This window comes from Burkholderia territorii, assembly GCF_001718335.1.
GTDB lineage: Bacteria > Pseudomonadota > Gammaproteobacteria > Burkholderiales > Burkholderiaceae > Burkholderia > Burkholderia territorii.
This window is the reverse complement of the sequence record NZ_CP013366.1, coordinates 1,675,533-1,699,813: the sequence shown is the minus strand read 5'-3', so window position 1 is coordinate 1,699,813 and position 24,281 is coordinate 1,675,533. Positions and strand designations below refer to the sequence as shown.

Genomic DNA, 24,281 nt, shown 5'->3' with positions numbered 1-24,281 from the left:
TTCGCCCCTTTCCCGGGACTGCTCACACGATGAATACGATCACCCTCACCTCGCAGGACGCCGCGCGACCCAGCGCCGCGAAGATCCGGCGCATCATCTTCGCCGCGTCGATCGGCAATGCGCTCGAATGGTTCGACCTGATCGTCTACGGCTTCTTCGCGGTGACGATCGCCAAGCTGTTCTTCCCCGCGACGAGCGAGGCGACATCGCTGCTGCTCACGCTCGGAACGTTCGGGCTGTCCTACCTGATCCGGCCGATCGGCGGCTTCGTGCTCGGCGCCTACGCGGATCGTGCGGGCCGCAAGGCGTCGCTGCTGCTGTCGATCGGGATGATGATGGCCGGCACGCTGCTGATCGCGCTGATGCCGACCTACGCATCGATCGGCATCCTCGCGCCGCTCGGGATCATGCTGTCGCGGCTGATGCAGGGCTTTTCCGCCGGCGGCGAATTCGCGAGCTCGACCGCGTTTCTCGTCGAGCATGCACCGCAGCGACGCGGCTTCATGTCGAGCTGGCAGTTCGCGAGCCAGGGCCTCGCGACGCTGCTCGCATCGGGCTTCGGTGCGCTGCTGACGTCGACGCTGAGCGTCGCGCAACTCGAAAGCTGGGGATGGCGCGTGCCGTTCCTGTTCGGGCTCGCGATCGGCCCGGTCGGGCTCTACATCCGCCGCTACGTCGACGAGGGGATCGAGTTCAAGACGCAGGCGCGCTCCGAAGCGCCCGTGCGCGAACTGTTCGCGGACCAGAAGATGCGCGTGCTGCTGTCGATCGGCGTGCTCGTGATCTCGACCGCGATCAACTACATGGTGCTGTACATGCCGACCTATGCGATCAAGCAGCTCGGGCTGCCGGCATCGACGGGCTTCGCGGCGACGCTTGCGACCGGCTTCGTGCTGACGCTCGTCACGCCGCTCGTCGGCCATCTCTCCGATCGCACCGGGCGAATCCGCGTGATGGCGGCGGCGGCCGTGCTGATGCTCGCCACCGTCTGGCCGACGTTTGCCTGGCTCTCGCATCACGCGTCGTTTGCGACGATGCTCGCCGCGCTGATCTGGATCGGGCTGCTGAAGGCGACGTACTGCGGCGCGCTGCCGGCGTTGATGGCCGAACTGTTTCCGTCGCAAACCCGCGCGACCGGCCTCGCCGTCAGCTACAACACGGGCGTCACGCTGTTCGGCGGCTTCGCGCCGTTCGTGATCACGTGGCTGATCAGCGCGACCGGCAACCGGCTGTCGCCGGCGCTGTACCTGATGGGTTGCGCGGTGCTGAGTCTCGTCGCATTGCTGGCCGCGCGCACGCGGCTCGGGATGCGCTGAGCGCGCGCCGGCGAAACCGCGGCGCGCCCCTGCGCGTCGAATGCGGCCGGTCGCGGCACCTCGCCGCGCGGGCCGCTTGCCGTTTACGGCGCCGGGTTCGGCTGCAGTTCGTGCAGCGCGTCGATCTCGGCGAGCACCTCGTCGGACAGCGTCACGTCGATGCTGCCGATGTTCTCCTTCAGTTGCGCGAGCGACGTCGCGCCGACCAGGTTGCTGCGCACGAACGGCCGGCTGTTGACGAACGCGAGCGCGAGCTGCGCGGGCGACAGCCCGTGCCGTTTCGCGAGCGCGACGTAGCGCGACGTCGCCTCGACGGCCTGTGGCTTGCTGTAACGCTGAAAGCGCTCGAACAGTGTGATGCGCGCGCCGGCCGGCCGTGCGCCGTTCTCGTACTTGCCGGACAGCCAGCCGAACGCGAGCGGCGAATACGCGAGCAGCCCGACGCCGTCGCGATGCGTGAACTCCGACAGGCCGTTCTCGAACGTGCGGTTCAGCAGGCTGTACGGATTCTGGATGCTGGCGATGCGCGGCAAGCCGAGCGTCTCCGCCGCCCGCAGGAACTGCGCGACGCCCCACGGCGTTTCGTTCGACACGCCGATCGCACGGACCTTGCCGGCCTTCACGAATTCCGCGAGCACGCCCAGCGTTTCTTCGATCGGCACCGTATATGCATCGTCGACCCACGGATACGCGGGACGACCGAACGTCGTCGTGCTGCGATCGGGCCAGTGCAGCTGGTACAGGTCGACATAATCGGTCTGCAGGCGCTTGAGGCTGCCGTCGAGCGCCTCGGTCAGGTTCTTGCGGTCGAACTGATTGCCTTCGCCGCGAATATGGCGCGGATTGTGCGGCTGCCGGGCCGGGCCCGCGATCTTCGTTGCGAGCACGATCCGGTCGCGCTGGCCACGATGCTGCGCGAGCCAGGTGCCGATGTACTGCTCCGTGCGCCCCTGCGTATCGGGCTTGGGCGGCACCGGGTACATCTCCGCGGTATCGATCAGCGTTACGCCCTGCCCGAGCGCGTAATCAATCTGCTCGTGGGCGTCGCGTTCAGAATTCTGCTCTCCCCACGTCATCGTGCCGAGACCGATCAGGCTGACCTCGATGCCCGAATCGCCGAGTGTGCGGTATTCCATGCTGTTCCTGTCGCGTCAGTGGAAAGCAGAAACGCTATCACATTGAAGCGAGCGCTTCAGACAGCCGGCGCGTTCGCTTACAGGCGCCCTTCGCCGTGCAGCCGGCCAACGCCCGTACGGCTCGCGCACGATCGCGGGCGGCCGGGCCGGCGAACGACGACACCGCTGCGTTACTGCGGCCGCTGAATAAAGCAGGTCGCCGATGCGTGCGCGACGATCTTGTCGTCCGGCGTCTTCAGCGTGCCCTCGGCGACGCCGAGCGAACGCGACAGGTGAATCACGCGACCCTCCGCGATCAGATCGACGTCGCGCGGCACGGGGCGCAGCATTTTCACGTGCAGGTCGACCGTGCCGTAACCGACGCCCGCGTCGAGCATCGAGTGCACCGCGCAGCCCGTGATCGAATCGAGCACCGTCGCGGCGAACCCGCCATGGACGCCGCCGAGTGGATTCAGGTGCCGGCCGTCCGCACGCGCGGCCATCTTCACGTAACCGAGCTCGACGCCCAGCGGCCGCATCGGGATCGTTTCGCAAATCGATGCGAGCGGCAGATCGCCCGCCGCCGCCGCGCGCAGCAGGTCGAGACCGGACAGGGAAAGCGGATTCATCGGGTTGTCTCCTGATTGAAAGCACGTCGCCGCGCGAGTAAGTTCTAAATTGGAACTCATTATTCGCAACCGCCCGGCGCTTGTCAACGCAGTTCCGCGCTTTGCAACCGAAGGCAAGTTCTATAATCGAACCCGCTCCTTCGCTGAACCGCCGCACGAGACTCGATCATGAAATGGGATGACATCGGCACGCTGAACTGTTCGGTCGCGCGCACGCTTGCCGTGCTCGGCGACCGATGGACCATGCTGATCCTGCGCAACGCGTTTCTCGGCTGCCGCCGCTTCGATGCGTTCCAGACGCAACTGGGCCTCACGCGCCACGTACTCGCCGAGCGGCTCGCGCGCCTCGTCGACGAAGGCGTACTGGTCAAGCGCGCATATCAGGAGCGCCCGCCGCGCTTCGAATACCGGTTGACGGAAAAAGGCCTCGACCTCTACCCGGCCCTGCTCGCGCTGATGACATGGGGCGATCGCTGGAAGGACGACGGCCAGGGGCCGCCGCTGCAATTGCGCCATCGCACCTGCGGTCAGCTGATGCATGCGGTCACGGTGTGCTCGGCATGCGGCGAGCCGCTCGATGCGCACGACGTGCAGCCGGAGCCCGGGCCCGGATGGATCGCACGCGAGGCGGCCGGGCCGCTCGATGTCTGACGCGTAGCACGGACGCGTGTCGTGCGCGCATGACTGCGCCGCATGGCCACCGACTGATGCAGATGCTGCCCGGCACGATGAACCGCATCCCGTCGACGGCCCCCTGCCGTCACACGATGCGTCGCTGCGCCCGGGCGTGACCGCGCCGCCGTGTGTGCGTTACACTCACGGCCCGCTGTCTCAAATTCATTCGCTGTCCAAGATGTTGTCGCGCCAACGCCTCGCCGCCGCCTGCCTCGCTGCCTCCCTGCTCGCCACGCCCTTCGCCGCCTTCGGCAAGACGCACAACGAATCGCTGCTGCAGCAGGCGATCGACTTCATCGCGCAACTCTTGCCGGCCCCGACACATGAAGCGCCGGCCACGCAGGTCGTCGAATCCGCGTTCTCGCCCGATGGCGGTGCCGAGGCGCTCGTGCTGAAAGCAATCGGCGCCGCGCGCACCTCGATTCGCGTGGCTGCCTACTCGTTCACGTCGCCCCCCATCACGCGCGCGCTGCTCGCCGCGAAACGGCGCGGCGTGAATGTCGCGGTGGTCGTGGACGACAAGGGCAATCGCGCGAAGAGCAGCAAGCAGGCACTGAACCTGCTCGTCAACGCAGGCATTCCGACACGCACGATCGACGCGTATGCGATCCACCACGACAAGTATGTCGTGGTCGATGCGGAACATGTCGAGACGGGCTCGTTCAACTACAGCGCGTCGGCAGCGAGCCGCAATTCCGAAAATGTCGTCGTGGTCTGGAACAATCCGCAGCTCGCGTCGCGCTACCTAGCGCATTGGCAAAGCCGCTTCGACCAGGGCACGCCATACCGCTCGTCGTACTGAGCCTTCGAACGCGAGCAATCGCCAGGCACCGCTCGCATGCGGCGCGGCTGACGGGCAGCGTTGCGTACATGCGCGGCGATGTCGTCCATGATCAGTGCGCATTGCATGCCGGTCAACCTGGCCGAATGGCCTGCACATCGCGCGCGACGGTACCGCGACCGGTGGAACCGGTCGATGAAATCAGTGGATGTCGGGCGATCGCTCGGAGATCTGCGTCGTCGCGACACATCGGCTCGCGTGCGCGTGTGCGTCGCTGGCCGAAAGCTGCGGTCGATCGCGATTCCCTCCCGGCAGCGCGCCGAGCACGCAGTCCGCACTGAAGGCCAGCGTGTCCTGAACCATCGGATAGAGCAGATACAACGCGAACGCGAGATAGCCCGCGTACAGAATTCGAACCATGGTGCGGTGGATGAGCGATTGATGTCTCCCTGTTTACGGCATCGCGCCGGGGAGCTTGAGCCGCCGCGTATCAAATCCGGATGTCGGGAGGCAGCGCACGACACGCGATGCGTTCATGTCGGATCGACATGTCGCTCCGGAACAACCGGACGTGGCAGTGCCATGGCGAATGCGCGATACTGTCCGACATGCGCTCGTCGAGCGCGGTAATTGATATCGGCAGAAGTGCGCCGACGGGCGTGTGCACGCCCGGCGCGCCATACAGACACGATCGATGACCGGCTTCGCGGCCGGGACCAGAGACAGAGGCCCATGCAGATTGCTCCCAAACCGGTCGACGAGGCGGCCCGGCTCGAGACGCTTCATTCCCTGTCGATCCTCGACACGCCGCCGGAAGAGCGGTTCGACCGCCTCACGCGCCTCGCGCGCCGGCTGTTCGACGTTCCGATCGCGCTCGTCAGCCTCGTCGACGAGAATCGCCAGTGGTTCAAGAGTCATCCGGGTCTCGACGCCACGCAGACTTCGCGCGATGTCTCGTTCTGCGCGCACGCGCTGCTCGCGGACGAAACGATGGTGATCCAGGATGCGCGCAACGACGATCGCTTCCACGACAATCCGCTCGTTACCGGCCAGCCCGGCATTCGCTTCTATGTGGGCCGGCCGCTTGCCGCGCCGAACGGCGCACCCGTCGGCACGCTGTGCCTGATCGACACGCGACCGCGCGAACTCTCCGTCGACGATCTCGCGCTGCTCGGCGATCTCGCGCATATGACCGAACGCGAAATCGCGGCGCTGCATCTCGCGACGACCGACGAGCTGACCCAACTGACGAACCGGCGCGGCTTCGAGATTCTTGCGCGCCACGTGCTGAGCCTGTGCGAGCGCATGGGCCGGCACGCGGTATTGCTGTTCTTCGACCTGAACGACTTCAAGGCGATCAACGACCGCTTCGGCCATGCCGAAGGCGACCGCGCGCTCCAGACCTTCGCGGACACGCTCACCGGTGCGCTGCGCGACAGCGACGTCATCGCACGACTCGGCGGCGACGAATTCGTCGTGCTGCTGAGCGCCAGCGATCCGGCCGATGTCGGCGAGCCGATCGAGCGGGTCACGCAGGCGCTCGCGCTGCGCAACGCGGCCGACGCACGCGGCTATGCAATCCGGTTCAGTGCCGGCTACGTGGCATACGATCCCGCGCGACATCGCGCGGTGGCCGACTTGCTCGAATCGGCCGATCGCCGCATGTACGAGGACAAACAGCGCGGCAAAGCCGCCGGCGCCTGAGCACGACCGAGCCGCGGCCGCAAGCCGCGTTCAGCCCGGTACGCGCCGTTCGGTCAGCTTCCGCACGGCGGCGCGCTCGCCATCGCTTGCGCGATCTGCTCGGGTGTCAGGTCGCGCTGATGGGTCGCGATCGACCAGCGATGGCCGAACGGATCCTCCACCTGGCCGTAGCGATCGCCCCAGAACATGTCGGCGGCCGGCATCGTGACGGTCGCGCCGGCCGCGACGGCCTGCGCGATCGCCGCATCGGTGTCCGGTACGAACAGGTGGAGGCAGACCGGCGTGCCGTTCAGCGCCTTCGGCCCGAGCGCGCCGTGCTCCGGCATTTCATCGACGAGCATCAGCGTCGAATCGCCGATTGCGAGGCACGCGTGCGCAAGCCGGCCGTCCGGGGTCGGCAGGCGAAACCGTTCGGTCGCGTTGAACGCACGCTTGTAGAAGTCGATGGCGGCGGCTGCGCCGGCGCAGATCAGGTGCGGCGTCAGTGTGCGCATCCCTTCCGGGATCGGGTTGACGGACGTGGCCATGAGTGTCGCTCCTTCAGTCGGTTATCGTGTCGGAAATCGGATCGCACGCACGATGCGCACGCCTCCGATGCCACGACGGACGAGCTCGACGGAAATCGACACGCCCGCGGATTATTTTTTCAGATCTGCGGAAGATCACGTAGCGTACGCGACTCGCTCGTCGCATCGATGTCGAGCTCGATCCCTTCCGACGCGTCGCGATAGCGCACGCGCTTCAGCCTCGGCCCGACCGCCATCCCGTCCGCTTCGTCGAACACGACGCGAACGTCGTCGCCAGCCGCAAGCGCACGCGCGACTTCCGCCACCGACGCCTCGGCCGGCGCCGCCGCCCACGACCTGTCCGCCGGATTGACGGCCGCCCAGCGCACGTGCGTCACGCGCGCGCTGAGCACGTCGATTCGGACACCATTCACAGCGAACATCGACATCGATATCTCCTTCGAAACGATTGCGGCCGGACGAACGCCGGACGATGGAAACCTGCGATGGCACGACAGCACGAGAATTCAACCGCCACCAGGCGGGCTTGACGGGCGATCATCCCCGCCCGTGGCTTCGGCCAACGCGATTTTCGATGATACATTGGGATGCTTTGCAACCGTCAACAGACAATCGTGCACGGGAGAAACACATGACCGACGCCTGGGGAACCTTCCCCGCCAGAATGGGCGACCATCAGGCCTTCATCAGCTTCAATCACGGCTTTGCGGAAATCGCCGAAAGCGATCCGCGCACGTCGCTGCTCAGCGTGCGTGTCACGCTCGAGCATCCGACGCCCGAAGGACTGCCGAGCAGCGACGAGTTCGCCGGTCTCACGAAAATCGAAGATCTGCTGGACGCCGCAGTGACCGCGAAAAACGGTGTGCAGGTCGGCCGCATCACGGTCGACGGCAACCAGGATTTCCTGTTCTACGTGCCGTTCGACGAAGAAGCCGCTGCCGGGATCGTCGACTCGCTGGCCGAGCACACGACCTACGCGCTTCAGTACGCCTACCAGGACGATCCGGACAAGGAAACGTACTGGCGCACGCTCTACCCGACCGACGACGACTGGCAACTGATGCGCGACATGCGCGTGCTCGATGCGCTGCGGCAGAAAGGCGACGTGAGCGACGTGAGCCGCCGCGTGATGCACTGGGCCTACTTCGCTGAACCGAGCGACGCGCATCAGTTCGCCGACTGGGCGGAGTCGAAAGGCTATCTGGTCGAATCGGTCGCGCCGACCGAGGACGGCAAATCGGCCGTGCGGTTTGCGCACGAAGGCTCGATGGTGCTGGCCGACATCACGCACCATACGCTCGAGATCAATCGCGAGGTGCGCTCGCTTGGCGGCGAATACGACGGCTGGGAAACCAGCGTCGAGCACGCGGGCTGATCTCGTGGGCGCGTGCGTTGCGCGTGTGCTGGTTCTCGATGGGAGCGGTACAAAAAGCATCCCGGCAGCGCGACGGCGCGCCGCCGGGACCAAGGCATCGCCGGCCGCAACCGGCGATGGGCCCAAGCAAGCGCTCAGGCACGAGGAAAGCGATTCATGCGGATCAGGCGAGCGGACGCCGTGGCGCGAGACGCCGCCTGCCGGACGCCTGTCCGTTTGCGCCGACGCGGCTTGCATGCGTCGTGCGGGGAAAAAGCCCCCGCTCCTGCGCGAGCGAGCGGGGAAATGGTTGACCGGGCCGGGGTAGAACGGTCAACCGGCCAGATTGTGATCGCGGCCCGTGCCAGCGTCTGTGCGGCAACTCACCCTTTCAGCGGGTATCTGCCTGCGCCGCGCCGCGGTCGCGCTGCTACACTCCGGCCACGATAGTCGCTTGCCTCACTCAAGGAAACAATGTCACTCGCCCGGGCACAACATGATGGCGTCGATGTCTGGATCATCCCGCTTTCGGGACATGCCGCCTATGCCTCCACGCATCTCAAGCGAGTATTCGCATCCGACGACTCGCGGCATCGCGTCGTGACGGTCGACCTGACGAAGCTGCTCGCCTGCGCCGATCGCGACACGACCGATTATGTGCTGCCGTCGGTTCAGTACTGGGCACCCGGCAAGGCTGTGGGCATCCGCGATTTCCTCGACCCGGCCCAGGCCCGGATTCCCGACATGCCATTCATCACCTTTCGCGAGACGAGGACGCGGACTTTGCTCGGCATTCCCGGGCTGTCGAAAGTCGGCGTGGCGTCATTCCGAAACGGTCAGCACCGCGCGCGCTATCTGGCGTATGCCGGGGCGACGAGCCTGCCGGTCGAGGTGCATGAAACGGAGGCGGATTTGCTGGTGCGGTATTGCGGGGACTAAAGACGGGCGCTTGACTCCGTGCCGAACGCGTCGAGCACCGCGCGCCCCCGTTCGAGTCGATGCCGACCGGCCGCTAGGCCTCGATTACATAGATCCGGTCCGTCACTTCCGTCCGGCCGATCAAGCTGGTTTCGACGGCAGCCAGTTGCCAGCCGTTGTGCTCGTAAAAGCCAATGGCGCGGACATTGCCGTCCAGCACCGAAAGGTGAACCTTGTCCGCGCCGATATTTCGCGCCCACGCGCGAACGGATTCGATCATCCGCTTGCCGGCCCCTTTTCCATGATGTGCAGGATGGACGTGAAGGCAATCGAGCAGGACGCCGCGCGTCGGATCGACCGGCCTTTCGGCGCTGACGAAGCCGATGATATCGTCCGATACCGCGACGAGCACGAGGCCCCGTTCGGCTTCGTTGCGGTCGAAGTAGCTTCGCCACCGCGTCGCATGCTCCATTGGCACCTCATCGGACAGATAGGCAGCAGGCAGGATATGGCGATATGCGCTCTGCCAGCTCAGCGTGTGCAAGCGAGCAATCGGAGCGGCGTCGTCTGGTGTCGCGCTGCGTAGCGTGACGAGTCGGTTTTCCTGCATGCGCGGGTGGGTCCCATTGTGCGATCGAGGCCGGGAAAGTGTAGCAATCGCGAACCCCGACGGGGGGACTGAATCGCGACTCGAACGAGATGCTGCACGACGGCGCCAGTCGCAAAAAAAGTCCCGGCGCCTTCCGGGTCGCCGGGACCGAACGGCCCTGCAAAGCTAAGGGCACGAGGAACCAAAATATTACATGGATGTAAGACTGTAAGGCTTTGGCGGCTGATGCCAAGACACTGGCCTATTCCGCCACCCGCGCTGACTTTCGCTAAGCGTCGCGAGAGCCGGGATCACCGGCTGATGTTTGAAGAAACAACACACGCTGAGTCAGCGACGGTTCAGTCGCGTCTCGATTTGCTGTCGGCGTCCTCCTGACGCGCGAATTGAGCCTCCCACTGTCTCAAACTCCAGAGGTGCCAATAGCGCGGGTGGAACACCATCGTCCAGAACGAAATGTTGCGCGGCGAGCCGATTTTCCGGCAGATCTTTGCCATTTGTTCTGTACGAAAATGATGTGCCAGCAATGGTGCCGCACACGAAATTATCAGTAATTCAAGCCAGAAGTTCTGAATCATATTTCAACTGAATGTGGTGAATCGAAGAAGTCAGGATTTCCGTCGATGGATCGCACGGGGTTCGTTCATCGCTATGTGTCAACGCATCGCGGTTACTGCATTTTTTCGAAGATCAAGATTTGCGATCGACCGAACATCAACTTGAATCCCGTCAAGAGGCGACTGACGCTTGCAACGCCCGGGTATGTTCCGGCGGAAGTGCCACGCGTGACTTTCCGCGTCCACAGGATCGACAGGGGCTTCAGCAGCAGATAAAGCGGGATAAGCGCCATGCGCTTGCGGCGATCGATGCGGATGCCCTTGAGCGTGCAGCCCATCGCACCAAACACATAGATCAGTTGAAGCGGCATGAACGGGCTCACGTGGCCACGATCGACCGACGCTCCGTGAGTCTGGCGCGCGCCGCGCGCATCGAACTGGAAGAAAGTACCCGTAAAGAGAAACTGCAGACGCGAATGCAGATTGGAAACGTTCGGCGTTGAAACGATGATGGCGCCCTTCTGCTTCGTTACGCGAACCAACTCGGAAATAAGATTCACCGGATTCAGTACGTGCTCGACTCCCTCGAGACAGGTGACCGCACCGAACTCGTCATTCTGGAACGGGAGAGGCGCTTCCATGTCGGCTACGACGGAATCGCCGTAGCCATGGATATCCGCCTGCACTACTTCATGGCCGAGCGCATTCAGTGATGCGGCGAACACGCCGGATCCGGACGGGATATCGAGGATTCTGGTCTTTTCGGGGCAACAGGCTGCGAAATGCTGCAGCACCTGCTTCATGTATTCCGTTTGGCCGTGGAGGTAGTAGCTGTAGTCGCGATGGTTCATTTTATGGTGCCGGCGATAGGTATAAAGATGTATACCTGCCGACAATCGCGGCTCATATCGGATATGTCTGAAAAGTGACTCGTTTGACAAAAACAGGCAACGGCGTCGTTGTTGGAATCGCTCCCGGCGTTGCATTTCGGCGAGTCCCGTTTTCGCTGTATTGGCGAATGCAGGAAAAACCGATCGGCTGATAGAGGCGGTGCCGCGGCGGCCGACCCACATAGGACACTATCCTTACCGCCCAAAATGAAAAAGCCCGCTCACGCAGCGCGCGAACGGGCAACGAAACCGGACTAGATCTTACTTAGCCGGCTCGTTTTTCGCATCATTTCGGCAAGCTCAAAACGCGGCGCCAGGATAGCCGGGTGTCGGAAATCCAAGGCCCGTAGTACCAACGCCGACGGGAGAAAATGGATTGCCATTGAGCGGGTGCGAGGGGCATGTGCCCACACAGATACCGCTACCCGGCCCACTATTCCCGCTGCTGGGAGCGGGTGCAGTAACCAGACCGAACTTTGTGCTCCAAGCAGCCGTAGGCGCATATATCACCAAGTTCCCGTCCGATTGCAGCACGAGTTGAGCTCCGTTGGCTCCCGCAGTCTTAGTCGACCAAAGTGCTGCCGCTCCTGCGTAAACCACGAAATTGCCGTCTGCCTGCATAGCAGCATGCGTGGCGCCCTTACCTTGAGTGTAAGTTGCCCAGATAGGATTTCCGCCGTTTTTGTACAGAACCAGATTACCGTCCGCCTGGAACACGAGCATGTACTGAGCGACGGTGAATGTCTGGCCCGCCGAAATTGTGGATCCCGAGGCGAGATATTTACTCTCCGCCGATTGTTGAGTGGCGGGATCGCTGGTATTGCTCGACCAGACAGGACGAGGCCAGTAGATCGCAACATTGCCGTCATCCTGGACGGCGAGGAACGCGCTTGGATGCGACGTCTTGGACGACCACACTGCCTTATTGTCGGCGCGGTAAACGACGAGGTTCCCGTCACCTTGCATTACGACCCTGTTGCCGCCCGAGCCTGATGTCTGCGATTGCCATACTGCGCCAGTCGGCCCATAGAGCACCAGGTTTCCGTCCGTCTGCATTGCAAGGTGATATTGACCGTTATCCGAGTAGACGACATTGCCTGCCGTCAGCGTTTCATTAGAACCAAGAATCTTGGCGCTCGAAAACATCGGAAATAAAATCGCCATACAGACGATTAATGCCTTAACAAACCTCATAGCAACCCCTCGGTGATGATTTTTAGAAACAATCCATGCCGGACTTTTGTGCGTTACAGTTTGTTGCAACAGGAGAGTAGCACAAGAATCGAAATTTCTTCAAAAGAAAGGACTTTTCACCGATCCGACGATTGCTCCTGAAGCTATTACCTTTAGCGCCCCCGTTCAAATTTCGCCCACCGGCAAGAAGCAGTTAGCAACTTCGCCCCGATACCCACATCACGAAATTTCAACTCGGCCGCCGCTTCATTTGAATCGATTGCAAATCATATTTTTCGTCTACCCGATCCGCACCGAAATATAGGCTGCTGGCATTCCATGAGGCCATCGTGACCACCGAGTTTACGCTTCGGAAAATCTGGTCATGCGCGACCGGGACGGCTATTTCGTCCACCCCGTTCTGCGCCATTTCTGCACGAGCGCGACGGGCGGCGCCGAGCACTGCACAAAGGAACAGTGGGCCGTGCCCGACGCACAGGCCAGCATCACGATGTCGATCTACTTCCTCGAATCCGGGCCCGAAGATTATCCGGCCGTGCTGACGTATCGAGAGCGCGACGAAGGCGCCTTGCTCTGGAAGTCCAGGTTCGAGCCTGGATGGTGGTTAATCGAGATTGGCGACAGCGAGGAAGGGGCGTACACCGTATCAGCGACCTTTGCGTGACGGCGCGACGACGAGCGCGCTACCGGATGTCGTATCGCACGTGCAGATCGGCCATGAACGCGCGAATCGCCACATCACACTCGGCTCGATCATGGCCACGGATCGGTGAGGCGGCCTGAGTGATCCGCGCGAAACAGCGCGGGAAGAAGCGCGGCGAGGTCATCGAGCAGATCGGAATCACGCCGGCGCTCGCCGCGCTGCTCGACCGTTTGGAAGTGATTCGGGGCGACCGGGGATATCTTTACGTCTTCACACCAAAGTCCGGCACGCCCTACACGCGAGACGAATTCAAACGGTTCTGGGGGAAGCTGATGAGCGAGGCGATCGGAGAAAAGGGTAATCGTCGAGCGCTTCACGTTCCATGAGCTGGGTGCATATTACGCGACGCCATTTGAGCAGTAGCGCGGGACGCTTCCTGACCTTCACGCGAATCCTGCGACGCCTGCGCTGGTCTACGATCGAAACAAAATCGTGAAGCGGAAGGCGCTGTGAATTCCCAATTTGGGAATTGCAAAACAAAAACGGCACTGCCTTGTGGGACAGTGCCGTTTCTAACTACCTGATACTGCTCAGAATTCTTTGGGGTGGCTGATGGGACTCGAACCCACGACAACAGGAATCACAATCCTTATACATTATTCTTATATTTCAAGACGTTAGGCAGGAGCATTGGAACATGTGGTGTCGTGAGAGTCTTGTCTGGCGTAGCGAAATTTCCTCATCTTCCAGAGAAATTCGCCTCATTCGGTTGGCGCCGCATCGGCCGTCATGTCGTCTACCGAGTAGAACTGCAGCACCGGCCGCAACGTTAGACGGCAGCACCAGCCGCCGCCCCGCCTGGCTTTACGCGCTCCCCATGGACTCGAAACGGCGTCGACCTCGAGGGCTAGAGCACATTTCAATCAAATAGGTTTTGCGATCCACTGTTTTTTCTTTTAATTTCAATTGGTTGGAGATGTTTTTTGGCGACGAGTAACATGCCAGAGTGTGCATCTTGCCGTCATAAGAGTTAAGCGTCTACCTACGTGTTCTGAATCATTAGGACGGTGGAAGCATTGCGTGGTCTACATCTAGAGTATTATCGACTCGTCGCCATGTCATAACGGAAGCAAAGATGTCTCCCATCAACATCAACGGCTGCCATTTTGAAAACAACGGCACCGCAATCAGCGCTACAGATGGCGTTCAAATGAACATCTCAAGCACGACCTTCGTGGGGAACGGGAAGGCCATCGATGTTCGCGACGTTCCTCCGCTGATTAAGCACTTGGGTCTCCCCGAGACGGTGTCACCAGACGATCTTGCCGCAGTGATGCGCGCAATGCAGGCGCAACCTCAAGAGGCGCGGGAAGGCGCCCTCAAATCGTCAAAAATTTGGCCACTCATCCAGAACTGCGCGAATATCGCGCAGATTGTTGGAACTCTCATAACTATCACGTCATCGCAGTAGCGACGGTCGGCTCGGCCGCCATGTCCTCGGACGGATACAGTTGCAGCATCGCGCGCGCGGCCTCGATGTTCGGGGTCGTCAGCCATTCCTCCCAATCCTCGGGTCGCAGGATGACGACCGAGCGCTTCTCATCGTCGGGACGGTGCATGTGCTTCATGATGGGGTGCTCGTCGCCGTTCACCGTGATCATCGCCATGGTGTGACGCGCGATGCCGTCCGGGTACTGCAGCGTGCGCCAGATGCCGGCAACGCAGAGCGGCCGCCAGCCGGCCAGTCCGATCCGGTACCGCACGTGCTTGCCTGTTTCCCAGTTCGGCTCGTAGATCCACTTCGCCGGAATCAGGCAGCGGCGACCCGCGCGCCATGCCGGCGCGTACAGCGGCGACTTCCCGAGGTTGTCGTCGCGCACGTTCATCGTGCTCCGCATGATCGGCGGTTTCTTGCCCTGCTCCTTCGCTTTCTCGACGTTGGCCTTCTGCAGCGCGCGTGGCCAGAAACCGAAGCCGGCGATCAGTGGCTTAAACTGCCCGTCGATGCTCGCGACGATCGGCGCGTCATAGTCCTGATAGATCTCAGGCTTCCACGGATGCCAGCGGTACAGATCGACGAAGCTGTCGATGCGCAGCTCGCTCAGTCCGGGATCCTCGCCGGGCGCCACATAATTCGTGCACATTGCCGTCCCCGATTTTCATCCTTGACGGAACCATCTTACCCCGCGATACACTGTATATCCATACAGCATAATTTCGCCCGACCATGCTTCGCCAGCCGCTTCCATCCTTCCAATCGCCGACCAATCGCGAGCTACGCCAGATGTGGCGGCGCTACCCGGAGGGCCATGAGGTGCGACGCCTGATCCTCGAGATCGCCCGGTGTCGACGCCAGTTCAGGGACGCGGAGAACCTGCGCCAAACGATTCAGAAGGTCTGGTCCGAAGACGTAGGCGGCCACCTCGCGGCTCTCCATAAGCTGCGATTGATCTTGCAGGATGAGGCTAGGCAAGCCGAAGACTGAAGCGATGAAGGATGGAAGCCTCTATCCAGGCAATCAGTGAGGCGCCGTCAGCGCGTCGTAGTCGCGTTCGCACTGCTGGCCGGCGATGCGGGCCCGATCGGCGTATTCAGCCAGCTCGCCCGCGCGCTGGTCAGCGCGGCCGAGCACGTCGGCAAGCAGATCAAGGGCGTCTCCGGTTGCCGGGCTTCCGGCGGCAGCGGCGGGATGGCGGGCGGCTGCGACGAGTTGGTCGACACGCTGCTGCAGGCTGCCAGCGGCAGCGCGAGCAGCAAAAGCATCCGCAAGCGCGGCCGTTCGTTGTTGGTTCGCATCTTTCGCAATCTCCGATTGGGCCGCGGTGCGGCGTTGTTCCTCGGCACGTGCGGCCGAGACGGCGTCGAGCTGCGCCTTCTGCGCTGCGGCGGACGTCGTGCGCACGCCATCAGCGTGCCCCTTGAAATACCCGCCAGCCACGCCGACAACTGCCGCCACAATGACGGCGAGCCATGCATGAGGATCGAGCCAGGTCATTTCTGCTCCTTCGCATGTAGCTGCTTCAATTCGTCCGGCGAGTAGACGAAGCCCGGCAGCAGGAACGCCTGCACGCTCCAGACCGGATCACTTTCTTCATGCCGGCCGTGATCCTTGCCCCGGTGATGGAGCGCGCACAGCAGCAGTTGGTTGTACGTCGAGTCGACGAACGCCTCCGGCCGCGCGGGGTCGAACGCCTCCCAGTCGAAGCCCTGCGTCAACTTGATCACGTCCCAGACCGGGTGCTGGCGTGGGATCGGCACAACGCGCTGCAGTTTGTGGCTGAACATCGTGTCGATCTGGTTCAGCGCAACGCTGCGGATCCACTTCCAGTCGATCGCGTGCGAGAACGCCCACTCGAAGAACCGGTGATGCGATTCAACCGCCTGGTCATCACCACACACCGCGCAGACGTAGCCGCCGGCCGCTTTCATCGTGCGCTTGCTCGCGCGGAACGTCGGCGATTCGGTGCGCGGCTCGTGGTCGGGATAAAAGACATCCTCCGCGAGCGTGCGTCGCGTCTCATGGGCTATCGTCGTCATAGGCCACGCTCGCACAGTGCACGCTCTTCAGCGCGTCGCTTCACCAGACCCGGCAGCACACGGCCGCCGGCTGTCACCCACTGCGGCCGCCCGTTGTCCGCCTCGTTCAGCGCGCGGCACGCGCCCTGCCAGTCGCCCGCGTTGAACCGCTTCGCCGTCGTGCTACCGCAGTACGCGCCCGCGCCGACGTTGTACGCGAAGCTGATCGCGGCCGCGAGCTGGTACGTGTGGCCCTTCAGCACTGGCGTGCACTTCAGGACTAGCTCGGCGTGCTCGATGAGCCGTTGCTCGAGGCGCGCACGGCATTCCTCCGGAGTGAAGCGCTGGCCGGCTCGCACGTCCTTCGTGTCGCCGTTACACGCCGTGATGATCCCGATCGGGTCCGGTCGTGCGACGAGCTCGAGCCCCTCGAACTTCGGAACCATGGAAAAAAGAAGGGCTGCCGCAGCAGCCCCTACAACACCAGCGAGTGTCTTCTTCGGTACGTTAGCCATCGAGTAGTGCCCTCTTCCCCTTGTTCTTGATCAGGTAGTACGCCTGCAGGCCGATATACGCGATCGTCGCGACGGCTACCCACCAGTTGATGTCGTGGCCGGTCAGCCACAGCCAGAAGTTGCTCCCCACCGCCGGCGCCGCCTTTGCCGCGCTCGTCGCGAGATCGTTCTTCATCGATTCCCCGAAATGAAAAAAGCCGCACGGAGGCGGCGATTTGAGTGTTCGCGCTGGCCGAGCGCGGACGGTGTTCTTCGTTCTGTCCAGTATGACTTTTCAGTCCCGGAGGTTCGTTACAATGTCGACCAATTTTTCCCAATTCCTAGGGCGCATCGCGATGAAAGGTGCATTCGTCTCACTGCTCGGAGCGCTCGTCGTATCCTGTAGCGGCTGCGGCGGTGGAGGTGATGGTGCCGGATCGCCGGCGACGACTGCACACACCGCCGCTGTCCAACCGGTTCTGATCGAGGCATATGGAGATTCAACGACAGAAGGTTGGCAGGTAATCCAGGGGGTCGGCCAGGTCACTCCAAACAGCGAGCCGGTCGAACTGCAGAAGATGCTGCGCGACCGCTTCGGTGACTCAGTAACGGTCGCGAATCGCGGTGTGGGAGGCACGCAAGCCTCGCAACTCCTCAATGGTACGGATGGTGTGCACGCGCGCTGGGCCGATCAGATGGCTGCATCGAAGGCGCAGATCGTCACGTTGAACTTCGGACTGAACGACGCCTATTACAGCGTCAAGGTATCGAAAAACCCGAACATCGTTCCCGAATCGCCGACGGACTTCGAGAGCACGATGACGCAACTCGTACAGATCGCGCGCAAGAACGGGAAGCTCATCGTGATCTTTGAACCGAACCCAACATGCGAAGAGACGCGCGCGCCGCTCATGCAGCAGTATGTCGATGCGCTTCGTCGCGTAGCTGCTACCGAGAGCGTGCCGATCGTCAACGAATTCGATCAGATCAGGAACTTGTCCGAATGGCCAACCCTACTCTCCGACTGCCTCCATCCGACCGATCACGGGTACCTGATGAAGGCAGGATTTGAATTACCGGCAGTATCGGCGCTCGTTCAGGCATACCGCTAACAGAACTTGCCGCTAGAAAAGCGCGGCACGCGACCAGTCAATACAACACTCACGAACGCAATGAAGTCTATCGAGCATCGTCTAACGAACGCCAACGGACGCCCCAGCGGATTCGACTATCTCCGGATCATACTGGCCCTGTCCGTCGTCGCACTCCATATCGCTCCCGTGAATTACGGTCCTGCACTGACAGCCGAACTGTTTGATGGCTGGCGCAGACCGCTACTCGCGTTCGTGCTACCGATGTTTTTTGCTCTGAGCGGCTTCCTGGTCGCCGGCAGCTTGCAGCGATCCAAGACGCTGATCTATTTCGCAGCGATGCGCGTCATTCGTATCATGCCGGCGCTCTGGGTCGAGGTCATCTTGTGCGCGCTCATTCTAGGTCCGATATTCACGGGGGCCGATCTTTCAACCTATTTCAGTGATGAGAAGTTCCGACACTACTTTTTGAACCTCGTCGGCGATATGCACTACGTATTGCCGGGCGTGTTCGAAAACAATCCCACCGCGAATCTCGTCAATGGCCAGCTATGGACCGTGCCGTGGGAACTCGAATGCTACATCGCCTTGATGGCGCTTGCCCTTTTCCGCATTCATTCGAACCGAATCCTGTTCCTCATCGCGGTTGTCGCAATCAATGTCGCAGCGTTTTTCATGAACTTCCAACTCGGCCGGGACGGCTGGGTCAGCGTTCACGGCTACGTACTCGTGCTCGCATTTCTGGCCGGTGTCGCGCTCTACTATGTCCGCGACAAGTTGCCAGCGGATTGCAGGCTGTTCTGCGCCGCGGTCGTTCTTATGTATATCCTGTTGTGGTTCCCGGGATGCGATGCGCTCGTTGCATTCCCGGCAGCGTACGCGACCGTGTATCTCGGAACTCTCAATCCACCCAAGCTGAAATTCCTCGAAAGCGGCGACTACTCCTACGGCATCTATCTGTATGCCTATCCGATCCAGCAGGCAATCGCGTACTTCCCTGGCCTGCGCTCGTGGTGGCTGTCAACGCTGATCACCATTCCGGTCACCGGCGCGATCGCGTACGTTTCGTGGCACTACATCGAGAAGCACTGCCTCCGTCTTCGCATATTCGCTACTGCTGCGGAGACGAAGCTCCTCGCGATACGTTCCTCGATATTCAAATCCATCTCGAGAAGCGCATAACCATGATTTTCAACGCGCGCCTACACCGGCGCGCCTATTGCGCAACGCGTTACAGTAGCGCTCGATCATTGTGTGACTGATGCAGCAGGAACAGGCAGTCCGCTGCGCGACTCCTCACACAACGAATTGTAGTAGGCCGAATACCGCGCGTCAGCGACGTCCACTCGTCCTTGGTACGGGTAGGCGTCTGCGTCCTGTTCACACGAGAATACCGCCACGATTTGTTGCTCCGCCGCATCAGAAAACTGGACGAACATAAAACCTCCTAAATCGTATACCCTGAAATATAAATAATGAATGTCGGCGTCCCCGCGGTCACATTCGTCGTGTAGTACACCGACTGCGGCGTCAAGATGGGAATCGAATAATTGCACTCTGAAACCTGACTCGCTGCCAAAGCACCCGCGATATTCTGGCCGCCAATGCTGCCCAACCCAGGTGTGATAGTTGCTGTGCAGGATGCAGCAGCAGTCGACGCCTCGTGCAACACTCCGGATATGCTTTTCGCATTCAGAGGAACGATACCGGCAATGCTCAGCGACGTCTGGGTCGGTGCGTTTGATGACGTCGTAATAGCAGCTGACGATGTTATCGAGATGCTCCGATCGCGCTGGAACCCAACAATCAGACGTCCGCCCGAATCCGTGGGCCACACGCTCAACAGCGCACTCGCCGTATAGCCAGCCGGCAAATTGCCGCCCCCGTACACTGCTGGTGCGACAACGCTGGTCGCGTTGGTCGCGAGCAGCGCACTCGCGCCGCTGAGCGGGTTATAAATCGCATACAGCGCAACGTAGCCACTCGCCGGCGCGGCGCCAGTATCCATCCCGCCGGCGCCGACCGTCGAGAGGTTGATCGTCTTCGAGAATTGTTTCAGCAGGTACTTCTGGCCGCCGAGCGCGGTGCCGACAACGAGCTCATCGGCGCTGATGGTTGCAGTGCTCGATGCAGCTGCAATAGACATCGCGACGTTTCGCGCCTGCCCCACCACTGCCGCTGACTGCGCCTGGACTGCAGTCTTCAGATTTGTGAGCAGCGTAGCCGTCGTCCCGTCGTCGATCGCATCCTGCCCGGTCAGATCGGCGATGAACTGTGCGAGGACGGCCGCCATGATCGAACTCTGGCGCCACACCTTGTTGAGCTGCGCCGACTGAGCAGTACCGCTGACGAAGCCAGTGAGCAGCGCCGCAAGGGCCTCATAGTCGGCCTGCGTCATCACGTTCGCGTTGGCACCGGCCGCAAATGCCTTGAAGTTGTTGTTTGCCATCTGTGCTCCGAGCAATAAAAAAGCCGCCCGTAGGCGGCTCATGGCGATAAATGCGTTGGGGGGGCTCAGGCTGGTACGCCCCACGCCCCGGTATCGAAGCCGGCGATGTACTGGTTGTTGACGTCGAAACCGAACAGCGGCTCGTTGTCGACGCTCGAAACAATCGTGTAGTTGACGCGCACACCCTCAGGCTTCAGTGGGATATAGCCGCCGGCAAGAAGTGCGAGGAAAACTGCCGACGGCACCTTCCCGGCGATCCCGATCGTCATCGACATGTCCTGGTGATCTTCGATGAAAACTCGCGTGCCCTGCCGATACACTGCCCCGTCCCCGGTCCACGACAACTTCGCGCCCCTCGATGGCGCGACAGCCAGTTGTGCGACGCCGCTTGAGCTGAGTACATAGTCGGCCACCGTGGCCGGCGCGGCGGCCGTGGGGATGTAGCTGGTGGGTGACGACATGCCGTCCGCCAGAGGTCCCAGTTGCGGCGCAAAAAACGTCACCGACGAATTCGCCGTGACGACATTCGTCGACGAAACGTTATTGAATCCGCTCGATGTCGGAACGATCTCGATCGAGCACCAGTACCAGCCACCTCCGATAGGAAAAATCTTCGGGTTTGACGCAATGCCAGTCGGCACTCCCGCTGAACCGGCTCCGGACAATGTGAAAATGCATTGGCCGGGCTGCGTGAAGCTGGTCAGTGCAATCAAATTGCCCGTACCGGGCTTTGCGATTGCATACAGTTCGTAGCGCTGTCCGGCAACCAGGTCGTTGAACCCTTGGTATAGGTATGCGGTGCCCAATGCGTTTGCGGTTAGCGTGGCCGCATTCGAACTACCATCGGGCCCCACTGCAGTTGTCAACGACGCGACACGCTGCTGGGCCCACGACGGTGACAGTAGGTTGCCCGATTGCAGGAACTTGTTCGTCCGCGATGTCGGATAGAGCTTCTGATTGCCCTGCCAGTCGTTGCGAAACAGCGTCGCGCTATCGACGCGCCGAACCTGTGCACCGCCATACGTCATTGGGAAGTTCTTCGTGGCGCCATCGCCTGTCCCGAACACCTCGCCATTGGCGTGCACTTGAATGAGGTCGTTACCCGGGTTCCCGAAGATGCTGTTGAGGATCGCCGCGCTCGATTCGAGCGTCCCGTCCCAGTGGTTCGCCCCGATCTTCGCGCGGATGACCAGCCGGTACGTGTCGTCGTCGAGCACCGTGAGGCCCGTATCGGGATCGAACGGTCCCTTCCAGATGCCCTGATCAAAGCCAAGGCCAGCGACGTCGAACGAGAAGTAGATCCCGGTCAGCGGCGTGCGGATCTTCCGCGACACTCCAACCCAGAGGCCGACATCATCGAGTTGCACACCGACCGCGTCATCGAGGTCGAACTTGCCCGGCATGCTCTCCAACACGTTCATCTGATCGACGAGAGGCTGCACGAGCGCGCCGAGCACTGCCGAGAACCGCGGCTGGTTGCGATGCTCCGAAGTGATCAGCGCGGCGTAGTCGGAAAGAGACGCGGTCATCAGTTCACCACCAGAGTGACGTTCGCCGGCGTGCACGACGCCGCCTCGTTGAACAGCAGCGCCACGTCGGGTGCGCCGGCGCCGCGCGGCCCGGTCAGCGTGAGCCCGGACAGCTTGAACGTCACGCCGCCGCCGACGCTGTTCGCCGCAGTCAACGCGTCGCCCCATTCGACGCTGCCGGAGATCCCGCCGCCGATCTGCACGCCGTTGATGTAGTCCGACACAGCCTGCTGGATCTGCTGGCCCGTCTGGCTCGTGTATCCGGTGAGCGCCTTGATCGTGACTGTGGCGCCGGTCGGCGCGGCCACCGGCCGGAAGAACCGGATCGTAATCGGGCGGCCGTAGATGTCCGCAACCACGACAGCGGTCGTGCCATACGTCCCGGCGCCCGGCGTCTTCTTCGCCGCAATCGCATTCGCGATCGCCGTCGCGTCACCGCCCTCGACCACGAGCGAGATCGAGTGCGACGGGATGCCGTTCGCGTCAGTCGCGCTGGTGTCGTTCTCATAAGCCACGTACCGCGTGACACCCGGAACGTTCGCCACCGCGCCGATGATGCCGTCGAGCACCGTGAGAGACGGCAACGCGGTCGACACGGTCTGCCGCAGACGCAGCGCCGCGTCTTTCTCGACGGGCGCGCCCTCGGCGGCGTCCGCCGGGTTCGTCACCGACTGCCAGCCAAGCGCCGGCGTCGCGATCTGGTTGATCGTGCCCGCCCGAGCGGACACGTCGCCAATCGTCGCGCATGTCGCGGTGACGGTGATCGTGCCGCTCGGCGGAATCGTCACGGTGGCCGGCAGCATCCATTGCACACCGTTGGCGTCCTTCGCCGCGCCGTTCGTGATCGTCGCGCCGGCCTGGCCGACGAGAACCAGATCGGCGCTCGAGTACGACGCGACCTTCCGCGCGATGCCGTTGATCTTGACGTTGCTCGACAGCGCATCGTCCTGCGCCGTCGCCGGGCTGAACGACCGGTAGATCGCGATCGCGACCGAGTTCACGTCGCTGATCGCCTTCGCGAACACCCCGAGCAGCTGGCCATCCTGACTGTCCGGCTCGAGGTATGTGTCGGCGCCGTAGATCGATCGGTACTGGTCCTGCAGATATGCAAGCACATCAGCGTACGTCGGCGCGGTGATGCCGTTCGCGTCGATAGTGGGTGCGATGGTCGTGAGAGTCACAATGTCGCCTGTACCGTGGTGGAGCCGTAGATGGTGTTGATCGTAGCGGTGACGGACAGCACGCGCGTCTCGGGATCGGCCGTGCTCGAGTAGCTCGTCAGCTCGGTCACGCCCTGCGTGCCGAGAATGCACGTGCGGATCGCAGCGTCGTACTTCCCGCTCGTGTACTTCCCGAGCACGTCAGTCGCCCACGGCATGCCAGCCGTCGTGTCGAGGAACCATTCGCCGCGCAGCAGGCGCAGGCGCGTCAGCACGGCCTGGGCGACCGTCTCCGGCGTGTTCACGAGAAAGTCGGCCGCGCCCCCGCCGAAGACGTAATCACCGTCAGCGTCGAGTTTTCGGTATCGCATGGGAGTCTTCAGTTAGGCGGGCTCGTATTGCTGCCCGCGCCGTTCTCGCGATGGGTATGCGTGTCATCGACGCGCTTTCCGTTCGCCGTGATCTGGCCGATCACATTGAGGATGCCGTTGAACACGGCCGCGGCACCGCTCGCCGCGCTGCCGACCATACCGCCGACGAACGTCAGCAGGCCCGTGATCGTCACGGCCGCCGAGAACGTCGACAGTGGCGCGACCACGTCGAAGCCGCCCGGCGCGACGATCTTGACCTTCTGCAGCGTCGGGTTCAGGTCGATGTACGTCGCGCCGTCGTCGCTGCGCAGCTGCGTCGAGGCACCGCTGACGCCGGAGAGCGCGCGCGGCCGCGATCGAAAGCCCAGCACCGCGAACCCGTCCGACAGGTCGTGCATGCGCAGCTCGGCTTGCTCCTGCACGCCGCCCGACTGCCACCAGGCGTCGATGCAGCGCGACGCGAACACGACGAGGCACTCGTCGCCCTGCTTGACCGGAAACGTCAACGTACAATTTCCGCCAGCCGGGAACTGAACCGGGCAGTCGACCAGCATCGGCAGCGCGACGCTCTGGATCGTGCCGTCGATGCCGCGCACCTGCGCCTTGATGGCGGGCTGCACGCTGCATGTCAGCGCTGCGGCATCGAACGACTGAATGATGCCGGGCAGCGCTGTCCAGATGCCCGCGCGCACGCCGTCGAACGCTTCACGCAGGGCGATCTCCGGGTCGCCTACCCTTTCACGTCGATCCATGAGATGAAA

28 protein-coding genes and 3 pseudogenes are annotated in these 24,281 nt (G+C 62.3%); 11 read left to right on the top strand and 20 right to left on the bottom strand.

Annotation, left to right across the window (positions count from 1 at the left end):
- Nucleotides 1-29 precede the first annotated feature (29 nt).
- The gene (locus WS51_RS18495; RefSeq protein ID WP_069229611.1) at nucleotides 30-1,316 is read left to right on the top strand and encodes an MFS transporter; all 1,287 of its coding nucleotides are present in this window, start codon (nucleotides 30-32) and stop codon (nucleotides 1,314-1,316) included.
- Between the two features lie 83 nt (nucleotides 1,317-1,399).
- Here the strand turns inward: WS51_RS18495 and WS51_RS18490 are convergent, their stop codons facing one another.
- Nucleotides 1,400-2,452, bottom strand: coding sequence for an NADP(H)-dependent aldo-keto reductase (locus WS51_RS18490; protein WP_069229610.1), 1,053 nt, complete (start codon nucleotides 2,450-2,452; stop codon nucleotides 1,400-1,402).
- Between the two features lie 170 nt (nucleotides 2,453-2,622).
- A complete protein-coding gene (locus tag WS51_RS18485; protein ID WP_059848694.1) occupies nucleotides 2,623-3,060 on the bottom strand; it encodes a PaaI family thioesterase in 438 nt (145 codons plus the stop codon).
- Nucleotides 3,061-3,228: 168 nt separating this feature from the next.
- Here WS51_RS18485 and WS51_RS18480 point away from each other — a divergent pair, with 168 nt between their 5' ends.
- Nucleotides 3,229-3,711: a winged helix-turn-helix transcriptional regulator gene (locus WS51_RS18480; protein WP_059544576.1), complete on the top strand. Its 483-nt coding sequence runs from the start codon at nucleotides 3,229-3,231 to the stop codon at nucleotides 3,709-3,711.
- Between the two features lie 202 nt (nucleotides 3,712-3,913).
- Complete coding sequence (locus tag WS51_RS18475; protein ID WP_059501924.1) at nucleotides 3,914-4,537, top strand: phospholipase D family nuclease; 624 nt, start codon at nucleotides 3,914-3,916, stop codon at nucleotides 4,535-4,537.
- A 180-nt stretch (nucleotides 4,538-4,717) separates the two neighbouring features.
- Here the strand turns inward: WS51_RS18475 and WS51_RS18470 are convergent, their stop codons facing one another.
- Nucleotides 4,718-4,936, bottom strand: coding sequence for a hypothetical protein (locus tag WS51_RS18470; RefSeq protein ID WP_059544574.1), 219 nt, complete (start codon nucleotides 4,934-4,936; stop codon nucleotides 4,718-4,720).
- 312 nt (nucleotides 4,937-5,248) lie between these two features.
- Between WS51_RS18470 and WS51_RS18465 the strand changes: the two genes are divergently transcribed.
- Nucleotides 5,249-6,220, top strand: a complete 972-nt coding sequence (locus tag WS51_RS18465; protein ID WP_069229609.1) for a GGDEF domain-containing protein — start codon at nucleotides 5,249-5,251, stop codon at nucleotides 6,218-6,220.
- 53 nt (nucleotides 6,221-6,273) lie between these two features.
- Here WS51_RS18465 and WS51_RS18460 read toward each other — a convergent pair whose 3' ends face one another.
- On the bottom strand, nucleotides 6,274-6,747 hold the full coding sequence (locus WS51_RS18460) for a VOC family protein (protein ID WP_059501918.1): 474 nt from the start codon (nucleotides 6,745-6,747) through the stop codon (nucleotides 6,274-6,276).
- Between the two features lie 119 nt (nucleotides 6,748-6,866).
- A complete protein-coding gene (locus tag WS51_RS18455; protein ID WP_069229608.1) occupies nucleotides 6,867-7,175 on the bottom strand; it encodes a phosphatidylserine/phosphatidylglycerophosphate/cardiolipin synthase in 309 nt (102 codons plus the stop codon).
- 203 nt (nucleotides 7,176-7,378) lie between these two features.
- Here WS51_RS18455 and WS51_RS18450 point away from each other — a divergent pair, with 203 nt between their 5' ends.
- A complete protein-coding gene (locus WS51_RS18450; RefSeq protein ID WP_069229607.1) occupies nucleotides 7,379-8,122 on the top strand; it encodes a DUF695 domain-containing protein in 744 nt (247 codons plus the stop codon).
- A gap of 453 nt (nucleotides 8,123-8,575) precedes the next feature.
- Nucleotides 8,576-9,040, top strand: coding sequence for a plasmid fertility inhibition factor family protein (locus WS51_RS18445; protein WP_069229606.1), 465 nt, complete (start codon nucleotides 8,576-8,578; stop codon nucleotides 9,038-9,040).
- 73 nt (nucleotides 9,041-9,113) lie between these two features.
- Here WS51_RS18445 and WS51_RS18440 read toward each other — a convergent pair whose 3' ends face one another.
- From WS51_RS18440 to WS51_RS31190, 3 genes are all read right to left on the bottom strand, one after another.
- Nucleotides 9,114-9,629, bottom strand: coding sequence for a GNAT family N-acetyltransferase (locus tag WS51_RS18440; protein ID WP_059544566.1), 516 nt, complete (start codon nucleotides 9,627-9,629; stop codon nucleotides 9,114-9,116).
- A 667-nt stretch (nucleotides 9,630-10,296) separates the two neighbouring features.
- Nucleotides 10,297-11,256: a class I SAM-dependent methyltransferase gene (locus tag WS51_RS18435; RefSeq protein WP_081333588.1), complete on the bottom strand. Its 960-nt coding sequence runs from the start codon at nucleotides 11,254-11,256 to the stop codon at nucleotides 10,297-10,299.
- 117 nt (nucleotides 11,257-11,373) lie between these two features.
- Entirely contained in the window at nucleotides 11,374-12,267 is an 894-nt protein-coding gene (locus tag WS51_RS31190; protein WP_081333587.1) for a curculin (mannose-binding) lectin, read from the bottom strand.
- Between the two features lie 364 nt (nucleotides 12,268-12,631).
- Between WS51_RS31190 and WS51_RS18430 the strand changes: the two genes are divergently transcribed.
- The 3 genes from WS51_RS18430 (at nucleotide 12,632) to WS51_RS18420 (ending at nucleotide 14,381) form a co-directional block, all read left to right on the top strand.
- Nucleotides 12,632-12,931, top strand: coding sequence for a hypothetical protein (locus tag WS51_RS18430; protein ID WP_069229604.1), 300 nt, complete (start codon nucleotides 12,632-12,634; stop codon nucleotides 12,929-12,931).
- Nucleotides 12,932-13,050: 119 nt separating this feature from the next.
- Entirely contained in the window at nucleotides 13,051-13,296 is a 246-nt protein-coding gene (locus tag WS51_RS32890; protein ID WP_069229603.1) for a site-specific integrase, read from the top strand.
- A gap of 749 nt (nucleotides 13,297-14,045) precedes the next feature.
- Complete coding sequence (locus WS51_RS18420; RefSeq protein WP_155773603.1) at nucleotides 14,046-14,381, top strand: hypothetical protein; 336 nt, start codon at nucleotides 14,046-14,048, stop codon at nucleotides 14,379-14,381.
- Here the strand turns inward: WS51_RS18420 and WS51_RS18415 are convergent.
- The 5 genes from WS51_RS18415 to WS51_RS18390 form a co-directional block, all read right to left on the bottom strand.
- On the bottom strand, nucleotides 14,365-15,054 hold the full coding sequence (locus WS51_RS18415) for an SOS response-associated peptidase family protein (protein WP_069229601.1): 690 nt from the start codon (nucleotides 15,052-15,054) through the stop codon (nucleotides 14,365-14,367). The two genes, WS51_RS18420 and WS51_RS18415, sit on opposite strands and share 17 nt — an antisense overlap.
- A gap of 374 nt (nucleotides 15,055-15,428) precedes the next feature.
- Nucleotides 15,429-15,905, bottom strand: coding sequence for a DUF2514 family protein (locus WS51_RS18405; protein ID WP_069229599.1), 477 nt, complete (start codon nucleotides 15,903-15,905; stop codon nucleotides 15,429-15,431).
- Nucleotides 15,902-16,447, bottom strand: a complete 546-nt coding sequence (locus tag WS51_RS18400; protein WP_069229598.1) for a hypothetical protein — start codon at nucleotides 16,445-16,447, stop codon at nucleotides 15,902-15,904. The genes WS51_RS18405 and WS51_RS18400 overlap by 4 nt, the downstream gene beginning before the upstream one ends.
- On the bottom strand, nucleotides 16,444-16,941 hold the full coding sequence (locus WS51_RS18395) for a lysozyme (protein ID WP_069229597.1): 498 nt from the start codon (nucleotides 16,939-16,941) through the stop codon (nucleotides 16,444-16,446). The genes WS51_RS18400 and WS51_RS18395 overlap by 4 nt, the downstream gene beginning before the upstream one ends.
- A complete protein-coding gene (locus WS51_RS18390) occupies nucleotides 16,934-17,116 on the bottom strand; it encodes a hypothetical protein (protein ID WP_069229596.1) in 183 nt (60 codons plus the stop codon). The genes WS51_RS18395 and WS51_RS18390 overlap by 8 nt, the downstream gene beginning before the upstream one ends.
- Before the next feature lie 121 nt (nucleotides 17,117-17,237).
- On the opposite strand from WS51_RS18390, the gene WS51_RS31180 reads away from it, so the two are divergent.
- Complete coding sequence (locus WS51_RS31180) at nucleotides 17,238-18,032, top strand: SGNH/GDSL hydrolase family protein (RefSeq protein ID WP_167357992.1); 795 nt, start codon at nucleotides 17,238-17,240, stop codon at nucleotides 18,030-18,032.
- 60 nt (nucleotides 18,033-18,092) lie between these two features.
- Nucleotides 18,093-19,193, top strand: a complete 1,101-nt coding sequence (locus WS51_RS18380) for an acyltransferase family protein (RefSeq protein ID WP_069229594.1) — start codon at nucleotides 18,093-18,095, stop codon at nucleotides 19,191-19,193.
- 265 nt (nucleotides 19,194-19,458) lie between these two features.
- Here WS51_RS18380 and WS51_RS18375 read toward each other — a convergent pair whose 3' ends face one another.
- From WS51_RS18375 to WS51_RS18355, 7 genes and pseudogenes are all read right to left on the bottom strand, one after another.
- Nucleotides 19,459-20,460: a hypothetical protein gene (locus WS51_RS18375; RefSeq protein WP_069230007.1), complete on the bottom strand. Its 1,002-nt coding sequence runs from the start codon at nucleotides 20,458-20,460 to the stop codon at nucleotides 19,459-19,461.
- 65 nt (nucleotides 20,461-20,525) lie between these two features.
- Nucleotides 20,526-20,765, bottom strand: a pseudogene (locus WS51_RS32885) (baseplate wedge 1 family protein); the annotation flags it as partial.
- A gap of 162 nt (nucleotides 20,766-20,927) precedes the next feature.
- Nucleotides 20,928-21,341 (bottom strand): annotated as a pseudogene (locus WS51_RS33190) (phage head spike fiber domain-containing protein); the annotation flags it as partial.
- A gap of 198 nt (nucleotides 21,342-21,539) precedes the next feature.
- Nucleotides 21,540-21,989, bottom strand: a pseudogene (locus tag WS51_RS32880) (DUF2612 domain-containing protein); the annotation flags it as partial.
- Entirely contained in the window at nucleotides 21,989-23,170 is a 1,182-nt protein-coding gene (locus WS51_RS18365; protein WP_069229592.1) for a baseplate J/gp47 family protein, read from the bottom strand. The pseudogene WS51_RS32880 and the gene WS51_RS18365, both read right to left, overlap by 1 nt.
- Nucleotides 23,167-23,520, bottom strand: coding sequence for a contractile injection system sheath initiator (locus WS51_RS18360; RefSeq protein WP_069225609.1), 354 nt, complete (start codon nucleotides 23,518-23,520; stop codon nucleotides 23,167-23,169). Before WS51_RS18360 ends, WS51_RS18365 begins: the two co-directional genes overlap by 4 nt.
- Nucleotides 23,521-23,528: 8 nt before the next feature.
- Complete coding sequence (locus tag WS51_RS18355; RefSeq protein WP_069229591.1) at nucleotides 23,529-24,272, bottom strand: Gp138 family membrane-puncturing spike protein; 744 nt, start codon at nucleotides 24,270-24,272, stop codon at nucleotides 23,529-23,531.
- Between the last annotated feature and the right edge of the window lie 9 nt (nucleotides 24,273-24,281).

What these genes read in the sequence shown, in the direction of transcription:
- WS51_RS18495 (WP_069229611.1), top strand. Translation starts at nt 30, where the DNA reads ATGAATACGATCACCCTCACCTCGCAGGACGCCGCGCGACCCAGCGCC.
- WS51_RS18490 (WP_069229610.1), bottom strand. Translation starts at nt 2,452, where the DNA reads ATGGAATACCGCACACTCGGCGATTCGGGCATCGAGGTCAGCCTGATC.
- WS51_RS18485 (WP_059848694.1), bottom strand. Translation starts at nt 3,060, where the DNA reads ATGAATCCGCTTTCCCTGTCCGGTCTCGACCTGCTGCGCGCGGCGGCG.
- WS51_RS18480 (WP_059544576.1), top strand. Translation starts at nt 3,229, where the DNA reads ATGAAATGGGATGACATCGGCACGCTGAACTGTTCGGTCGCGCGCACG.
- WS51_RS18475 (WP_059501924.1), top strand. Translation starts at nt 3,914, where the DNA reads ATGTTGTCGCGCCAACGCCTCGCCGCCGCCTGCCTCGCTGCCTCCCTG.
- WS51_RS18470 (WP_059544574.1), bottom strand. Translation starts at nt 4,936, where the DNA reads ATGGTTCGAATTCTGTACGCGGGCTATCTCGCGTTCGCGTTGTATCTG.
- WS51_RS18465 (WP_069229609.1), top strand. Translation starts at nt 5,249, where the DNA reads ATGCAGATTGCTCCCAAACCGGTCGACGAGGCGGCCCGGCTCGAGACG.
- WS51_RS18460 (WP_059501918.1), bottom strand. Translation starts at nt 6,747, where the DNA reads ATGGCCACGTCCGTCAACCCGATCCCGGAAGGGATGCGCACACTGACG.
- WS51_RS18455 (WP_069229608.1), bottom strand. Translation starts at nt 7,175, where the DNA reads ATGTCGATGTTCGCTGTGAATGGTGTCCGAATCGACGTGCTCAGCGCG.
- WS51_RS18450 (WP_069229607.1), top strand. Translation starts at nt 7,379, where the DNA reads ATGACCGACGCCTGGGGAACCTTCCCCGCCAGAATGGGCGACCATCAG.
- WS51_RS18445 (WP_069229606.1), top strand. Translation starts at nt 8,576, where the DNA reads ATGTCACTCGCCCGGGCACAACATGATGGCGTCGATGTCTGGATCATC.
- WS51_RS18440 (WP_059544566.1), bottom strand. Translation starts at nt 9,629, where the DNA reads ATGCAGGAAAACCGACTCGTCACGCTACGCAGCGCGACACCAGACGAC.
- WS51_RS18435 (WP_081333588.1), bottom strand. Translation starts at nt 11,256, where the DNA reads ATGTGGGTCGGCCGCCGCGGCACCGCCTCTATCAGCCGATCGGTTTTT.
- WS51_RS31190 (WP_081333587.1), bottom strand. Translation starts at nt 12,267, where the DNA reads ATGAGGTTTGTTAAGGCATTAATCGTCTGTATGGCGATTTTATTTCCG.
- WS51_RS18430 (WP_069229604.1), top strand. Translation starts at nt 12,632, where the DNA reads ATGCGCGACCGGGACGGCTATTTCGTCCACCCCGTTCTGCGCCATTTC.
- WS51_RS18420 (WP_155773603.1), top strand. Translation starts at nt 14,046, where the DNA reads ATGTCTCCCATCAACATCAACGGCTGCCATTTTGAAAACAACGGCACC.
- WS51_RS18415 (WP_069229601.1), bottom strand. Translation starts at nt 15,054, where the DNA reads ATGTGCACGAATTATGTGGCGCCCGGCGAGGATCCCGGACTGAGCGAG.
- WS51_RS18405 (WP_069229599.1), bottom strand. Translation starts at nt 15,905, where the DNA reads ATGACCTGGCTCGATCCTCATGCATGGCTCGCCGTCATTGTGGCGGCA.
- WS51_RS18400 (WP_069229598.1), bottom strand. Translation starts at nt 16,447, where the DNA reads ATGACGACGATAGCCCATGAGACGCGACGCACGCTCGCGGAGGATGTC.
- WS51_RS18395 (WP_069229597.1), bottom strand. Translation starts at nt 16,941, where the DNA reads ATGGCTAACGTACCGAAGAAGACACTCGCTGGTGTTGTAGGGGCTGCT.
- WS51_RS18390 (WP_069229596.1), bottom strand. Translation starts at nt 17,116, where the DNA reads ATGAAGAACGATCTCGCGACGAGCGCGGCAAAGGCGGCGCCGGCGGTG.
- WS51_RS31180 (WP_167357992.1), top strand. Translation starts at nt 17,238, where the DNA reads ATGTCGACCAATTTTTCCCAATTCCTAGGGCGCATCGCGATGAAAGGT.
- WS51_RS18380 (WP_069229594.1), top strand. Translation starts at nt 18,093, where the DNA reads ATGAAGTCTATCGAGCATCGTCTAACGAACGCCAACGGACGCCCCAGC.
- WS51_RS18375 (WP_069230007.1), bottom strand. Translation starts at nt 20,460, where the DNA reads ATGGCAAACAACAACTTCAAGGCATTTGCGGCCGGTGCCAACGCGAAC.
- WS51_RS18360 (WP_069225609.1), bottom strand. Translation starts at nt 23,520, where the DNA reads ATGCGATACCGAAAACTCGACGCTGACGGTGATTACGTCTTCGGCGGG.
- WS51_RS18355 (WP_069229591.1), bottom strand. Translation starts at nt 24,272, where the DNA reads ATGGATCGACGTGAAAGGGTAGGCGACCCGGAGATCGCCCTGCGTGAA.